The sequence below is a fragment of the Nocardioides pelophilus genome (genome assembly GCF_014180685.1).
In the GTDB taxonomy this organism is placed as follows: domain Bacteria; phylum Actinomycetota; class Actinomycetes; order Propionibacteriales; family Nocardioidaceae; genus Nocardioides; species Nocardioides pelophilus.
The window spans coordinates 1-15,546 of sequence record NZ_JACEHF010000098.1; the positions used below are offsets into that span (position 1 = coordinate 1).

A 15,546-nucleotide genomic window follows, 5' to 3' on the forward strand; every position below is an offset into this window, starting at 1 on the left:
GGAGCGCCCCGCGGCCCGGGCCGCGGCGCTCGCGCGGTCGACGAACATCGCGACCGCCGGGGACGCTGCGATCGCGACCGGGCCCGCGTCGACCGGCGGCAGCCCCAGCGGCTCGACCGGCAGCTCGCGCTCGGCCAGCAGGCCGAGCGGCACGCGGGTCGTGACGAGCAGCGTCAGCCCGGTGCGCTCGAGCAGCGCGGCGACCGCCTCGTCCCCGACCGCCATCGACTCCAGGTTGTCGAGGACGACCAGCTCGTCGCGGTCCGCCAACGCCTCCAGGGGGTCCCGGCCGGTCGCCGCCTCGAGCGCCTCGGCGATGTCGACGTGGAGCCGGTCGGCCGAGGTGGCCTCGGTGATGGTGAGGAACGCGACCGGCCGACCCTGGTCGCTCAGCTCCTGGGCGACGACGGTCGCCACCCGCGACTTCCCGCTGCCGCCCATCCCGGTCAGGCTCACCAGGCGAGCCTCGGCCAGCTGCTGACCGACCTCGGCGACGAGCGCGTCCCGCCCGAAAGTCGGCGTCGACAGCCTCGGCACCCGGGCCGCCAGCCGAGGAGCGAGCTCCCCGACGGGCGCCGCCTCGGCACCGGTCCCGTCCGACAGCGACACCTGCTGCGCCGGTCGGCCCGGCGCGGCCAGCGCCGGGTCCTGCTGCAGGATCGCCAGCTCGAGCTGGCGCAGCGCCTGGCTGGGGTCGATCCCGAGCTCCTCGGCGAGCTGTTCCCGGGCACGTCCGTAGGCGAGGAGCGCGTCGGCCTGGCGGTCGCTGCGGTAGAGCGCGGTCATCAGGTGGCCCCAGAGCACCTCCCGCGTCGGGTGCAGCCGCACCAGCTCCTCCAGCTCGCCGACCACCTCGGTGTGGCGACCGAGCGCGAGGACCAGGTCGAGCCGCTGCTCGACGGCGAGGAAGCGCAGCTCCTCGAGCCGGGCGGCCTCGGCGGCGACGAAGGGCAGGTCGACGAGGTCACCGAGGAACGGTCCGCGCCACATCGCCAGCGCCGCGTCGTACGTCGCGAGCGCGGCCTCGGGCTCGGCGTCGCGGAGCCGGCGCGCGTCGGCGATCCCGGCCTCGAAGCGGTGGACGTCGGTGTCGAGCGGGTCGATCCGGAGCCGGTAGCCCGGCGGCCGCGACTCGAGGACCCCGTCCACTCCCGCGGCGGCGAGCGACTTGCGCAGCTTCGAGACGAACACCTGCAGCGTGGGGAGCGGGCTCGCGGGTGGCTCCTCCCCCCAGATCGCGTCGACGAGGCGGTCGGTCGAGACCACCTCCGGGACCGCGAGCGCGAGGACGGCGACCACGGCGCGCTGCCGCGGTCCCCCGAGCGCGACCGTGCGGTCGTCGGCCACGACCTCCAGCGGTCCGAGAAACCGAACGTCCACGAGGCCACCGTAGGTGCGAACGGCGCCGCTGTCCGACAATCGCGATCAGGCGCGGTCACGCGCGGTCAGGCGCGAGTCGCCGACTCGGCGCACACCGGGTCAGGACACGTTCCAGGAACGGTGGAACGTCATGTGACCGTCACGGAACTGCTCGTCGCGCACGTACGGCGTGGGGTCGACGATCCGGGCATCGAGCCGGTGACGGCCGGCGAGGTCCAGCTGGACGGTTTCCTGATCGGCCCACGCGGCGACCTCGCTCCCGTCGACGTACCAGGTGATGTCGTAGCCGGCGCCGACGAGATCGGGCAGGCCGAGGTCCACGGTCGCGTCGCCGTGGATCCGCGCACCACCGACGCTGCCGAGGGGTGGGGCCAGCAGGTAGAACTGCTGGATCATCGCCTCCCGGCCGGGCAGGTTGAACTCGCTGTTCAGCACTCGCATCAGCGAGTTCTCGGTCGGCCGGTAGATGCCGAACAGCGAGTAGTACGCGCTCTCGTAGGTGCCGACCGCGCCGCCGTCCGGCGACTCCTCGCCGAGCCACCTCCACCACTTGAGCCGCCCGGCCGCCATCAGGTCAGCGGTGTAGGTCGATACGTTGACCTCGCGCGGCTCCGGGCCGGTGTAGACCTCCGGGCCGCCGTACTGGTACTCGTCGGCGAGCTGGCCGATCGAGTGACCGAGCTCGTGGACCACGATCTGTCCCGAGAGCGGGTGCCCGCCGGACGCCGTCGCCATGGCCCCGTTGGTGTAGCCGGCGCCGCCGTACTTCGTCGAGTTCGCCAGCAGCACCACGTGGTCGACGGCCGGGGCCTGGCTCGCGTAGCTGTAGGCCCGCCCGCGGTTGCCGCAGAGCAGACGCTCGATGGCGAAGCAGAAGAAGTACGAGTCCAGCGCAGTGTCACGGACGACGCCCTGGGTGGGGTCGTTGTCGACGCCCGATTCTCGAGAGACCACGTCGACGGCCCACACGTTGAAGAGGTCCCGGTAGGTGAGGAACGGCTCCACCGCGGCCAGCTCTTCCCACTTGCTCTCGACGTGCTGGTGGAAGGTGTCGAGGTCGGCCCGGGTGTAGCCGTCGCCCACGAACACCAGATCGATCCGGTTGCTGACCGGACCGGAGACCTGGATCGGCGTGACACCGGCATGCGCCACGCCCTCGGTGCCGCCCTGGTCCGACTCCTTGATCCAGACCCGCCGGATCGTTCCGTCCAGAGAGGGGACCTCGACCGAGACGCGCCGGGCGTCGCTGGCATCGCCTCGGTCCGTCGGTGCGCCGCCGGCGGACGGGATCGCGGTGACCGCGACGCATCCGAGCAGGACGGCCAGACCGAGAGTGCGACTCCCGCGTCGCGTGACCACCGACCCAGTGTCCGCCTCTCGGCTCGGTGAATCAACAGGCTGTCGACCGCGAAATCTCCCGGCTGACCGACCTCCGATCGCCACCTCGTATCCTCGGAATCGGTGAGCGACGAGCCCGAGGCGCAGGACGACCCGGCCCGCGAGCGCGACCGGCGTGACGCGGAGCGGAAGGCCGCGCGCGCCCGGATGGAGCAGCAGCACACCTGGGTGGACCTCCAGATCAAGCGGGCGATCGAGCGCGGTGACTTCGACGACCTCCCCGGTGCCGGCAAGCCGATCACCGGCCTCGGCGAGCAGCACGACCCGGAGTGGTGGGTCAAGCAGCTGGTGGAGCGCGAGCGGATCGCCGTACTCCCGCCGTCGCTGCAGCTGCGCAAGGACGACGCCGCGCTCGACGCCTTGCTCGACGGGCTCGCCTCCGGGGCGGAGGTGCGCAGCGCCGTCGAGGACTTCAACGCCCGGGTCATCCACGCGCGCTACACGCCGACCGACGGGCCGCCGCTGATCACGATGCCGCGCGACGTCGACGAGACGGTGGCTGCGTGGCAGGACCGTCGCGCAGCGCGACGGCGGGCTAACGCCGCTGCAGCTCCCACGCCGACCGGATCGCGTCGCAGATGGCGGTGGCGTCGCCGTTGAGAAGAGCCTGCACCTTCAGGTGCTTCTCGTAGCGCGGCGGAATGCCGAAGGTCTCGGGGTGGTCGGCGACGAGTCGCTCCCGGCGCTCGAAGGACGAGCGGACCACGAGCTCGCCCTCATCGACCAGGCGCGCGACCAGCCGGTCGTCGACGTACCACGCCGGACGCGCCTCGGTGCCCTTGCGCTTGACGCCCGGGAGCGACCGGGCGAAGGCGTCGACCTGGTCGGGGCTCATGCACCGACGGTACGACGCAGCGCGGACAGCGCGTCTCGGGGAGACATCCGTCATACCGCTCCCCGGTGACCCGCCGGTAAGTTGTCGGAACGTGAGTCACAAGAGCGCCAAGGACTTCTTCCGCCCGCTCGCCGTCGGTGCCCCGGCACCGCTGCGCGAGATCCCCGCCCGCCCGAGCCGGGCCATCCACTTCTTCGACCCGTCGAACGAGAAGATGGCGGCCAAGATCCCGGGGATGATCGGCACCGTCGACGTGCTCCTCGGCAACCTCGAGGACGCGGTCAAGGCCGACAACAAGGTCGCCGCCCGCGAGGGGCTGGTGAAGATCGCGCAGTCGACCGACTTCGGGCCGACCCAGCTGTGGACGCGGATCAACTCGCTCGACAGCCCCTGGGTGCTCGACGACCTGACCACGCTGGTGCCGGCGATCGGCGAGAAGCTCGACGTGATCATGGTCCCGAAGGTCCAGGGTGCCGAGGACATCCACTACGTCGACCGGCTGCTCGCCCAGCTCGAGGCGAAGGCGGGGATCAGCCGGCCGATCCTGATCCACGCGATCCTCGAGACGGCCCGCGGCGTGGCCAACGTCGAGGAGATCTGCGGCGCGAGCCCGCGGATGCAGGGCCTCTCGCTGGGCCCGGCCGACCTGGCCGCGGACCGCAAGATGAAGACCACCCGGGTCGGCGGCGGCCACCCCGGCTACCTGGTGCGGCAGGACCCGCCGAAGGACGAGCTGGGCGTCTCGCGGATCGAGGCACCGCGCGCGATCTTCCAGCAGGACCTGTGGCACTACACGATCGCCAAGATGGTCGACGCGTGCGCGATGCACGGCATCTACCCCTACTACGGCCCGTTCGGCGACATCGCCGACGTGGTGGCGTGCGAGGACCAGTTCCGCAACGCGTTCCTGCTCGGCTGCGTCGGCACCTGGTCGCTGCACCCCAAGCAGATCGCCATCGCCAACAAGGTCTTCTCCCCCAGCGTCGAGGACATCGCCCACGCCCGCCGCGTCGTCGCCGCGATGGGCGACGGCACCGGCGCCGTGATGATCGACGGCAAGATGGAGGACGACGCCTCGCTCAAGCAGTGCCTCGTGCTCGTCGAGCTGGCGGAGAAGCTGGCCGCGATCGACCCCGAGCTGAAGGCGCAGTACGACGCCATCGAGGTGGATGCCTGATGACGAGCCAGGAATCCAGCATCAAGCCCCTGCGGTCGGTCCTCTACATGCCCAGCTCCAACGAGCGGGCGCTCGAGAAGGCGAAGACCATCGCTGCCGACGCGATCATCTTCGACCTCGAGGACGCCGTCGCCCCCGACGCCAAGCCGGCCGCCCGGGACGCCGCGGCCGCCGCGGTCCGGTCCGGTGAGTACGGCCGGCGCGAGCTGATCATCCGGGTCAACGGCATCGGCACCGAGTGGCACGACGACGACATCAAGGCTGCCGCGGCGGCCGGCCCGGACGTCGTACTCGTGCCGAAGGTGAACTCCGCGGAGGAGGTGCACCAGCTGGTCGCCGCGCTGGAGGCCGCCGGCGCACCGGAGCGGACCACGCTGTGGGCGATGGTCGAGACCCCGATCGCGATGCTCAACGCGCTGTCGATCGCGCAGGCGTCGCCGCGGCTCACCGGCTTCGTGATGGGCACCAACGACCTGGTCAAGGAGCTGTACGCCGAGCACGTGCCCGGTCGGCAGCCCGTCATCACCGGTCTCGGGCTCGCCCTGCTGGCCGCCCGCGCCGCCGGCATCGTGATCATCGACGGCGTCTACAACGACGTGAAGAACCTCGACGGCTTCCTCGCCGAGGTCGAGCAGGGCCGCCAGATGGGCTTCGACGGCAAGACCCTGATCCACCCCGGCCAGGTCGAGGGCGCCAACGAGGGCTTCGCCCCGTCCGAGCAAGCCATCGCCGACGCCCGCGGGCTCATCCAGGCCTGGGAGGACGGGAAGGGCAGCGGCGTGGTCACCTACAACGGCCGGATGGTCGAGAACCTCCACGTCGAGTCCGCCGAGCGCACCCTCGCCATCGCCGACGCCATCGCCGCGCTCCAGGGCTGACCCGTCGCGAACTACGGTGGCCGGGTGACCGACCTGCTGATCCGTGACGCGCGCCTGGTCGCGATCGCCCCCGAACCGGCCGCCGACCCGGACGTCCCCGTCGACGTGCTCGTCGAGGACGGCGTGATCACTGCGGTCGGGCCGAGCCTCACGCGCCCTCCGGGCGTCGAGGGGTACGACGCCGCCGGTCGCTGGCTGATGCCCGGGCTGTGGGACACCCACGTCCACCTCGGTCAGTGGACCCTGACCCGCGGCCGGCTCGACACCAGCCAGGTGCAGTCGCCGGAGGAGGCGGTCGACCTGGTGGCGGCGAAGGTCTCCGAGCAGCCGGGCACGCCCCTGATCGGGTGGGGCCACCGCCCGGGGACCTGGGCCCGGGAGCCGACCACTGCGGACCTCGACCTCGCGGCCGGGGTGACCCCGGTCATCCTGGTCGCGGGCGACGCCCACCACGCGTGGCTCAACAGCGCGGCCCAGGGAGCGCTCGGCCTGCCGCTGCGCGAGGGGATGGTCGCGGAGACGGAGTGGTTCGAGGCCTACGAGCGGCTCAGCGCGCTCACCGCCGCCGGCGACGACCCGGCCTCCTACCGCAGGACCCTCGACGACGCCGCCGCGAAGGGGATCGTCGGCCTGGTGGACTTCGAGTTCACCGGCGGGGTGGACGCGTGGCGGGAGCNCACCGGCGGGGTGGACGCGTGGCGGGAGCGCTGGCCGGAGGGCTGCGACCGGCTGCGGGTCAACGTCGCGGTCTACGCCGACCAGCTCGACCCGGTGCTCGCGGAGGGGCTGCGGACCGGCGACCCGCTGCTGCCGGGCGACGACCGGCTCACCATGGGCCCGCTGAAGATCATCAGCGACGGCTCCCTCAACACCGGCACGGCGTGGTGCCACCACCCCTACGGCTCCGAGGCGGACCCCGACCGACCCGCCGGCTCCCCCAACCTCGACCTCGCCGAGCTCACCGACCTCCTCACCCGGGCGCACGCGGCCGGCCTGGAGACGGCGACCCACGCCATCGGCGACGCGGCAGCCGACGCCGCGCTGACGGCGTACGAACGCTCGGGGGCGCGCGGCTCCCTCGAGCACGTCCAGCTGGTCGCGCGCGCGGACGTCGCGCGGATCAAGCGGCTCGGGCTTCGGGCGAGCGTGCAGCCGGCCCACCTCGTCGACGACCGCGACCTCACCGAGCAGGTCTGGTCGGACCGCGCGGAGCGCTGCTTCGCGTTCCGCTGGCTCCTCGACGCCGGCGTTCCGCTCTCGCTGGGCTCGGACGCCCCGGTCGCCCCGCTGGATCCGTGGCTCGCGATCGACGCGGCCGTGCGGCGCACCGGCGACGACCGGCCCCCCTGGCACGCCGAGCACGCGCTGACCCGGCGCGAGGCCCTGGCCGCGTCGGTCGCCGGTCACCTCGAGGTCCGCGCCGGCGGCCCCGGCGACCTGGTCGTCCTCGACGACGACCCGCTGATCTCCACCCGCCCTCAGGTCGCGCTCACCGTCGCCGCCGGCCGCGTGGTGCACCGGTCCTAGGACTTCGTGCCCGGCTCGATCCCGAGCGCGATCGTCAGCGCCAGCACGGTCTCGGGGTCCTCGAGCCGGTCGCCGAAGAGCTCGCGCAGCTGGGCCATCCGGTAGCGCACGGTCTGCGGGTGCACGAACAGCGCGGCCGCGATGTCGTCGCGGCGACCCTGGTGGAGCAGCCACGCCCGCAGGGTCTCGACCAGCTTGGCCGCGCTCGCCGGGCGCACCCCGGCCAGCGGCGCGAGCGCGGCGGCCCGCAGGTCGGCCAGCGCCTCGAGGTCGGCGGTCAGCACCAGCTCCGGCAGGTGTGCCTCGGTGTCGACGCCGAGGCCGCGCTCCTGGGCGCGCAGCGCCCGGTCGTACGACGACCGCACGGCCAGCCACGGACGGGCGGGACCCACCAGGCAGCGGCGACCCTCCACCGCTCGGAGCAGCGCCGTGCGGCGCCGCCCGTCCATGTCGGGCACCAGCAGGAGCACGGCCGCCTCGAGCTCGGGCAGGTCGGTCGCCTGCAGGGTGCTGGTGTGCACGAGCTGGAGGACGGACCCGACCTGCGCCTCGGGCACGATCACCGCGGTGAGCGTGGTCGGCGGCGACCACTCGGCCCGCTCGGCCGCGGCGACGACGGTCGCCTCGGGGGCACCGGTCAGCAGGTGCTGCGCGATCCGGTCGAGGAGCCGCTCGCGCACCCGCCCCGCGGTCGCGGACTCGTCGCCGTGGCCGGCGACGCTGGTGGCGGAGAGCTCGTCGATGTAGGCCCACACGGCCTGCGCGAACGCGGCCATCGTGGCGGCGTCGAGCCCGTTGTCGAGCGCCACCGCGGCGAGCCGTTCCCAGGCCACCTGGGCGCCGATCCGGTAGGCCGAGAGCAGCGCCTCGGAGCTGCGGCCGCTGCGCGCCTCACCCCGCCCGAGCTGGTAGGCGCCCTCGATCGCGGGCGCGGTCGGCGTACGTCGGCCCGTGCCGTGGCGCTCGGACACCAGGGACAGGAACCCGCCCAGCGCCAGCCGCACGGCCGAGCGGATCGTCTCGCCCATCGGCCCGCTGAACGCGTCGGTGTAGCTCGGCACCTCCTCGATCACGGCGGCGACCACGTCGTCGGCGGCAGCGGGCAGCGCGGCGCGCAGCGCGACCGTCACCTCGGGCGGGAGCACCAACGTCGCCGCAGATCGACGTGCCATCACGATCCTTTGTTCGTACCGCATAAAAAGGGGCCTCAGATTCACCGCAGACAGTCATGACTCTAACGGCCAGATCAGGAAGTCTGGATGTTGTGAGTTCCTCCAGCTTTTCCGCCCCCTTCCTGGTCCGGAGTGGCCCGAGCGGCCTTCGCCGCCGCCTCCGCGCTGTGGCTGAAGCCGCGGTGACTCCGCTGTCCCTCGACGACGTCCTCGACTCCTTCCACCCGCTCCGCTCCGGCACCGACCTGCGCGGCCGGATCGTGGCCGTCCAGCCCGAGACCGCCGACGCCGCGACGATCGTCATCAAGCCGGGCCGCGACTGGCTCGGCCACGAACCCGGCCAGTACGTCCAGGTCGGCGTCGACGTCGACGGCGTACGCCTGTGGCGCTGCTACTCGCTGACCCACGGCCCGCGCCCCGACGGCAACATCAGCATCACCGTGAAGGCGATCCCGGACGGGATCGTCTCCCAGCACCTGGTGCGCCGCGTGCGGCCGGGCCAGATGGTCCACCTCCAGCAGGCGGCCGGCGACTTCGTGCTCCCGCAGCCGATCCCGCGGCAGCTGCTGATGGTCACCGCCGGCTCCGGCATCACGCCGGTGATCGGCATGTTGCGCAACCTGTTCTCGAAGGCCGCGCTGCCCGACCTCGACATCACCCTGGTCCACGTCAACCAGGCGGAGCCGCACTCGATCTTCAAGGACGAGCTGCGCGCGCACGCTGCCGCCGGCCGGATCACCCTGGTCGAGCACTTCGACGACCGCGACGGGCTGCTCGACCTGGCCCGCCTCGAGTCGCTCGTGCCCGACCTCGACGCGCGGGCGGCGTACGCCTGCGGCCCGAGCGGCCTGCTCGACGCCCTCGAGGAGTGGTACGACGCCCGTGGGCTGCCCCTCAACACCGAGCGGTTCCGCCCCGCCCTGCTCACCGACGCGGGCGAGGGCGGCACGGTCACGTTCGTCGGCGGCACCGTCGTCGAGGCCAACGGCGCGACCCCGATCCTCGACGCCGCCGAGGCTGCCGGCGTCCTCATGCCGAGCGGCTGCCGGATGGGCATCTGCATGGGTTGCGTGCTGCCGATGAAGCAGGGCGTCGTCCGCGACCTCCGCAACGGCGAGCTCACCATCGCCGTGCCCGGCGAGACCGACCCGGGCGGCGTGAAGATCCAGACCTGCATCAACGCCGCCGCCGGCGACTGCCACCTCGACCACTAGCCGACCCCGACCCCGCTGGTCGAGGACGTCGCTCAGCGACCGTCACGAGACCAAGGCAACCGAAAGGGAACCATGACTGCCATCACCAAGAAGGCCGACAACCCGATCGCCCACCTCAGCCCCGAGGACATCGAGGCGATCGGCGCCCGGCTCGACGAGATCCGCCAGGAGATCATCGACAGCCGCGGCGAGTCCGACGCGGCCTACATCCGCAAGATGATCAAGACCCAGCGCTATCTCGAGCTCGGCAGCCGCGCCGTACTCCTCGGCAGCATCTTCCCGCCGGCCTTCGTCGCCGGCACCGTCGGCCTCTCGGTCGCCAAGATCCTCGAGAACATGGAGATCGGCCACAACATCCTGCACGGCCAGTGGGACTGGATGCGCGACCCCAAGATCCACTCCACGACGTGGGAGTGGGACATGGCCTCCCCGTCCGAGCAGTGGAAGCACAGCCACAACGAGCTGCACCACACCTACACGAACGTGGTCGGCAAGGACAACGACCTCGGCTACGGCATCATGCGGGTCGACGAGGACCAGCGGTGGCACCCGTTCTTCCTTCTGCAGCCGGCCTGGAACTTCGTCAACGCCTGCTTCTTCGAGTACGGCATCGCGGCGTACGACCTCGAGCTCGGTCGCAACCTGGCCATCCCGAAGGAGAAGCGCAGCCCGGAGTTCAAGGCGGCTGCGAAGAACGTCCTGAAGAAGGTCCGCAAGCAGGCCACCAAGGACTACCTGGTGCACCCGGCCCTGTCGATCCCCACCGGCTCCTTCGTGCCCACGCTGGTCGCGAACTTCACCGCCAACGTGGTCCGCAACCTGTGGAGCCACTCGATCATCATGTGCGGCCACTTCCCCGAGGGCGTCGAGACCTTCGAGAAGAAGTCGATCGAGGGCGAGTCCCGCGGCGATTGGTACGTCCGCCAGATGCTCGGCTCGGCCAACATCTCCGGCTCGAAGGCGCTGCACATCATGAGCGGCAACCTCTCCCACCAGATCGAGCACCACCTGTTCCCCGACCTGCCGTCCAACCGGTACGCCGAGGTGGCGCCGAAGGTCCGCGCACTCTTCGACGAGTACGACCTGAACTACTGCAGCCGCCCCCTCGTGCCGCAGGTCTACTCGGCCTGGCACAAGGTGGTCCGGCTGTCGTTCCCGAACGGCTGGCTGGCCACCACCAACAAGCGCAACCTGCCGCAGCAGCTGGTGGCGCTCTACAAGATCTCGACCGCCGACAAGCGGAAGCGTCGCGTCATGCTGAAGCTGCTGGAGCGCAAGGCCAAGCAGCCGGAGTACGTCGCCGCGGCCTGAGCCCTCATCCCTGGGGACGATTCTCGGCCGGTCCCGGCATGTCCGGCGGCCGGCCGGGCAACGCTGTCCTCATGCGCTCCCGATCCCTCACCGCACTGCTGCCGCTCGCCGCTCTCGCACTCGCCCTCAGCGCCTGCCAGGACCCTGAGCCGGACGGCGCGGACGACACCCCGGACGTCGCCGGTCCTCCGGCCCTGGTGGCCGAGGACGCGACGCTCGCCTGGTCCGCCCAGCTCGCCGAGGACTGGTCGCCCACCCACGCGGTCGCCGTCGGCGACGTGGTCGTCGTCTCCTCGAGCTGGGAGATCGACGAGGGCACCGAGATCACGGCGTACGACGCCGACGGCGCGGTGCTCTGGCAGCAGAGCGGGTACGGCGGTGCCCTGCTCGCCCCCGTCGGTGACGACCAGGTCCTCATCTGCGACTTCGAGGAGTCGTGGACGGTCTCGGTCGACGACGGCGACGTCGTCGACGAGGGCGACGCCGACGACAGCCGCTGCCCGGTCGCCGACGACGACGCCGGCATCCCGGTGCCCCGCAACGACGAGGCCTACCGCGTCGCGGGCACCGTCCTGACCGTCGACTCCCCCGACGGTTCCTACGAGATCGAGCTCGAGGAGCCCCCGTCGGAGATCTGGGGCGTCGACCGCGGCGTCCTCACCTTCATCGACGAGACCGACACCCTCCACCTCTACCGCTAGCTCACCCGCCGCCGCTGGTTGAGGTGCGAGCGAAGCGAGCCTCGAAACCAAGGCCCACGCCGCCGCTGGTTGAGGTGCGAGCGCCCGCGCCGCTGGTTGAGGTGCGAGCGAAGCGAGCCTCGAAACCAAGGCCCCCCACGAAGTTACCAGCGGGTAGTATTGCCCCCATGAGCAACGTGACCTGCAGGACCGAGGGCGGCATCGCGCACGTGCGGCTGGACCGACCCGACAAGCTCAACGCGCTGACGCTGCCGATCCTCCAGGACCTGGCGGACACGGCCCACGACCTCCGCAAGGACAAGAGCCTGCGCGCCGTCGTGATCGCGGGCGAGGGCGACGCGTTCTGCGCCGGCCTCGACTTCGCGAGCGTGATGAAGAACCCGGCCAACATCGCGAAGGCCTTCGTCCCGCTGCCGTGGCGCGGCACCAACCTCTTCCAGGAGGCCTGCTGGGCGTGGCGACGAGTGCCGGTTCCGGTGATCGCCGCCGTGCACGGCCACTGCCTCGGCGGCGGCCTGCAGATCGCTCTCGCCGCGGACTTCCGGATCGCCACCCCCGACTCACGCTGGTCGGTGCTCGAGGGCAAGTGGGGCCTGATCCCCGACATGTCCGGCATCCGCAGCATCTCCGAGCTGATCGGGATCGACCAGGCCAAGCTGCTCACCATGACCGCCGAGGTGTTCGATGGCAGCCGCGCGGCCGAGCTGGGCCTGGTCACCAAGCTCGACAACGACCCCCTCGCCGGCGCCCAGCGGTTGGCCTCCGAGCTCGCCGCGAAGTCACCCGACGCCTTGGCGGCCGCCAAGCGACTCTTCAACGACAGCTACGGCGGGTCCCCGCGCCGCACCTTCGCCCGCGAGCGATTCGAGCAGGCCTTCCTCCTCGCCGCCCGCAACACCAAGACCGCCCGCGAGGCCGCGTTCAAGAAGGCCGACCCCGTCTACGGTCCCCGCGGCCGCTGACCGACGCGTCGCCGGGAGTTCGCCCAACCTGCGTCGCGGCTCTTCTTGATCGCCCGACTGACGCGCCGTGGGCGCTTCATTGCGCCCACTTAGAAGCGGGTCGACAACCTCGGTGCTGCGGCCGCGGTAACTCGGTGTTCGTGGCGCTCCGTCGGGACTGCGCACACTCCCACAGTGCTATGACCAGTCACGGCGCCGAGGGAGCGGGCGCAATACCGCGATAGCGGAGGGCGCCGCCCACTCACGGCATCACATCGCCGCGTTCCGGCATTCTGGTGTCCGAGCCCTAGGTACCGGACTTCTTCGTCGGGGCCGGGAACGGGGTCTTGCCCTGGGCGAGGGCGTCGGTGAGTTGCTCGATGCGACGGCTGCGGGTTTCCGGGCGCATCGCGGTCTGGATGCGATTCAGGAAGGCGAAGCGGTTGCGGCCGTCCAACGCGGCGTAGACGTCGGTGAGGTCGCGCGCAGCCAGGGCGGCAGCAAGGTCGTCGGGCACCACTGCGGTAGCCGGGCTGTCGTAGGCGGCGTCCCAGCGGCCGTCCGCCTTCGCCTTTTCCACCTCGGCCAGGCCGGCGGGACGCATCCGCTCCTCGGCGGTGAGCCGCTCGATGCGCTCGCGGTTGATCTTCGACCAGACGCTCTTCGCGCGCCGCGGGGTGAACCGCTGCACGTACCACTCGTCGTCGAGCCGCCGGGCGATGCCGTCGATCCAGCCGAAGCAGAGCGCCACGTCCACGGCCGTCGTCCAATTGATCGACGTGACGCCGGTGCCCTTCTTGGCCATCCGAATCCAGACGTGGGTGGCGGTCGACGCGTTTTCGACGAGCCAGGTCTCGAACGCCTTGTCGTCCTCGAAGAACACCGCGTCGGTGTGGACCATCGACATGGCAGCAGCCTAGAGGCACGGTCTGAAGTAGCTGGACGGTTGCCGAGGGCGCGGCGCGCTGAGCCAGAGTGCTGCATTCCGCCGCGAGGAACGTGCGCCTACGAGGCCATCGAGAAGTGTCGCGCAGTCAATGAGGTCCGTGCAGGAGTGGTCGAGGCCTGTCGGCGCTCACGGATCCGGAGGTTGGGCGGCGCGCGGGAGGACGACCATGCACAATGTCACCCAGTCGCTGCCAGTCGCCATCCGGGGCCGGGCACAGAAACGGGAGAACCCCATGCGCGTCAGCCGCTCGGCGGCGTCTACCTGCCCGCAGCACCGATCGACAGCGTACGCCGCTCGCGGACGTCGAGCCCTCGCGGTCGCCGCCGCCACTGCGGCGCTGACCGCCCCCGCGGCCCACGCCGACGACGGCTTTGATGTCGACTCCACCAGCCGCTACGTCCTCCGGGCCGAGGAGGAGGTCGTCCGGGCCACGATGACGATGACGGTGACCAACGAACGGCCGAGCTACCGGACCGGCAACTACATCCAGTACTTCTACCTGCCCTCCATCACCATCCCGGTCCCCATGGAGGCGGCCCAGCTGGCGGCGGTCTCCAACGGCTCCCCGCTCTCGGTGACCCGGGAGCCCACGAAGGACCCGAGCACGGCGCTCGCGACCATCCACTTCCCCTCCAACCTGCTCTACGGCCAGAGCCGCACCGTCACTGTCTCGTTCGTCCTCAAGGGCGAGAGGCCACGCTCGAAGAACCAGACTCGGGTCGGGCCCGGCTATGCGTCGTTCGCTGTCTACGGACCCGGCGATGCCGGCCAGAACACCGTCCAGGTGGTGCTGCCCGCTTCGATGAGCTTCGACGCGACCGCCGACGCCTTCGACGACGGTAAGAGCAGCAAGAGCAGCAAGAGCGTCACCTACACCGCGACGGCCGACACCGAGGGCTTCGGCTTCTGGGCGGTGGTCTCGGCTCGCGACCTCGACATCGCGCGCTCCAGAACGGTGGAGCTCGGCGACCAGGACGTGGAGGTGCTGGCCTTCAGCGACGACAAGCGCTGGTTGCGCTTCGTGACCTCGCGGATGACGTCGGGGGTCCCGGTGCTGGAGGAACTGGTCGGCACCCCATGGCCGGGCGGGCTCACGACGGTCCGCGAGGACCGGTCCGTCAACGTCCGCGGCTACGACGGCTGGTTCGACAGCTCGGAGGACTCCATCGTGATCGGTGAGGAGCTCGACCAGGAGCTGCTCTACCACGAGCTTCTGCACGCCTGGGCCTCGTCGACCTCGTTCGAGGAGCGGTGGCTCTACGAAGGGATCGCCCAGTACCTCGCCGCTCAGGCTGTCGCGACGCAGGGCGACGAGCCGGTGCGGCGGAAGCCGGCCTCGGCCACTGCCACGAGCAAGCATGCCGTGCCGCTCAACACGTGGGGCGACGCGGGTGGACGCGCCCAGCCGACTGACGGCTACGGCTACCCCGCGTCGTACCGCGCGATGGAGTCGTTGCTCGACGGCATGGACGACGACACCCGCAGCGTGGTGCTGGCCGCAGCCATCGCCGGGCAGAGCGCTTACGCCGTCTCCGGCGAGACTCGCCTGACTGCCAGCCGCACCGGATGGCGGCGGTTCCTCGACCTGGTGCAAGTGCTGGGCCACGACGACGGGGCGCCCCAGACCTTCAGCAAATGGGTGCTCACGCCGGCGGAGCGCAAGCTCCTCCAGGACCGCCGGCGTGCCCTCGCGGACTACCAGGACGTCGACGACGCCGACGGCCAGTGGGCGCCGCCCCTCGGGGTGCGCGCGGCGATGACCGACTGGGAGTTTGAACAGGCCCAGCAGGCCCTCACACAGGTTGCCGACCTCGGGCCAGCCGTCATCGAGGTCCAGGAGGCTGCCCAGCGCCATGACACGCAGGTTCCGGAGTCGGTGGTCGCGCTCTACCAGGACGCCGAGAGCGCGGCGGACTACGACGAGCTCTCCGACACTCTGCCGAGGGCGGCGACGGCGGTCGAGGCCGTGGGCGCGGCCGACGCGGCCGCAGCCGAGTCGCGCAACCCGGTGGCGGCCCTAGGTGCCCTCGTGCTCGGCCTCGACGACAAGGCCGCCGAGGCCG

14 protein-coding genes are annotated in these 15,546 nt (G+C 71.5%); 9 read left to right on the plus strand and 5 right to left on the minus strand.

Annotated features, from left to right (window positions below; all coding sequences use genetic code 11):
* Together H0488_RS15180 and H0488_RS15185 are read right to left on the minus strand one after the other, a co-directional pair.
* Nucleotides 1–1,380: AfsR/SARP family transcriptional regulator (locus tag H0488_RS15180; RefSeq protein ID WP_183100109.1), on the minus strand; the 1,380-nt coding region annotated here is incomplete at its 3' end.
* 99 nt (nt 1,381–1,479) lie between these two features.
* Nucleotides 1,480–2,739, minus strand: coding sequence for a M64 family metallopeptidase (locus tag H0488_RS15185; protein ID WP_220794628.1), 1,260 nt, complete (start codon nt 2,737–2,739; stop codon nt 1,480–1,482).
* A gap of 102 nt (nt 2,740–2,841) precedes the next feature.
* Between H0488_RS15185 and H0488_RS15190 the strand changes: the two genes are divergently transcribed.
* Nucleotides 2,842–3,378, plus strand: a complete 537-nt coding sequence (locus H0488_RS15190) for a DnaJ family domain-containing protein (protein WP_312856363.1) — start codon at nt 2,842–2,844, stop codon at nt 3,376–3,378.
* Here H0488_RS15190 and H0488_RS15195 read toward each other — a convergent pair.
* The gene (locus tag H0488_RS15195; RefSeq protein WP_183100110.1) at nt 3,314–3,613 is read right to left on the minus strand and encodes a hypothetical protein; all 300 of its coding nucleotides are present in this window, start codon (nt 3,611–3,613) and stop codon (nt 3,314–3,316) included. The genes H0488_RS15190 and H0488_RS15195 overlap by 65 nt on opposite strands.
* Before the next feature lie 91 nt (nt 3,614–3,704).
* Here H0488_RS15195 and H0488_RS15200 point away from each other — a divergent pair, with 91 nt between their 5' ends.
* The 3 genes from H0488_RS15200 (at nt 3,705) to H0488_RS15210 (ending at nt 7,195) form a co-directional block, all read left to right on the plus strand.
* Complete coding sequence (locus H0488_RS15200; protein ID WP_312856364.1) at nt 3,705–4,790, plus strand: HpcH/HpaI aldolase/citrate lyase family protein; 1,086 nt, start codon at nt 3,705–3,707, stop codon at nt 4,788–4,790.
* Complete coding sequence (locus H0488_RS15205) at nt 4,790–5,668, plus strand: HpcH/HpaI aldolase/citrate lyase family protein (protein WP_183100112.1); 879 nt, start codon at nt 4,790–4,792, stop codon at nt 5,666–5,668. Before H0488_RS15200 ends, H0488_RS15205 begins: the two co-directional genes overlap by 1 nt.
* 123 nt (nt 5,669–5,791) lie before the next feature.
* Nucleotides 5,792–7,195 (plus strand): amidohydrolase, encoded by a 1,404-nt coding sequence (locus H0488_RS15210; protein ID WP_446685623.1) that lies wholly within the window; start codon nt 5,792–5,794, stop codon nt 7,193–7,195.
* Here the strand turns inward: H0488_RS15210 and H0488_RS15215 are convergent.
* Nucleotides 7,192–8,367, minus strand: a complete 1,176-nt coding sequence (locus H0488_RS15215; protein ID WP_183100114.1) for a helix-turn-helix domain-containing protein — start codon at nt 8,365–8,367, stop codon at nt 7,192–7,194. The two genes, H0488_RS15210 and H0488_RS15215, sit on opposite strands and share 4 nt — an antisense overlap.
* Before the next feature lie 167 nt (nt 8,368–8,534).
* On the opposite strand from H0488_RS15215, the gene H0488_RS15220 reads away from it, so the two are divergent.
* From H0488_RS15220 to H0488_RS15235, 4 genes are all read left to right on the plus strand, one after another.
* Complete coding sequence (locus H0488_RS15220; RefSeq protein ID WP_312856365.1) at nt 8,535–9,581, plus strand: ferredoxin reductase; 1,047 nt, start codon at nt 8,535–8,537, stop codon at nt 9,579–9,581.
* Nucleotides 9,582–9,653: 72 nt separating this feature from the next.
* A complete protein-coding gene (locus H0488_RS15225; protein ID WP_183100116.1) occupies nt 9,654–10,892 on the plus strand; it encodes a fatty acid desaturase family protein in 1,239 nt (412 codons plus the stop codon).
* Between the two features lie 71 nt (nt 10,893–10,963).
* A complete protein-coding gene (locus H0488_RS15230; RefSeq protein ID WP_183100117.1) occupies nt 10,964–11,593 on the plus strand; it encodes a hypothetical protein in 630 nt (209 codons plus the stop codon).
* Between the two features lie 167 nt (nt 11,594–11,760).
* Entirely contained in the window at nt 11,761–12,555 is a 795-nt protein-coding gene (locus H0488_RS15235) for a crotonase/enoyl-CoA hydratase family protein (protein ID WP_183100118.1), read from the plus strand.
* Between the two features lie 286 nt (nt 12,556–12,841).
* On the opposite strand, the gene H0488_RS15240 is transcribed toward H0488_RS15235, so the two are convergent.
* Entirely contained in the window at nt 12,842–13,441 is a 600-nt protein-coding gene (locus tag H0488_RS15240) for a YdeI/OmpD-associated family protein (protein WP_246372207.1), read from the minus strand.
* 274 nt (nt 13,442–13,715) lie between these two features.
* Here H0488_RS15240 and H0488_RS15245 point away from each other — a divergent pair.
* Nucleotides 13,716–15,546 (plus strand): hypothetical protein (locus H0488_RS15245; protein ID WP_183100119.1); only part of this gene is annotated, 1,831 nt, incomplete at its 3' end.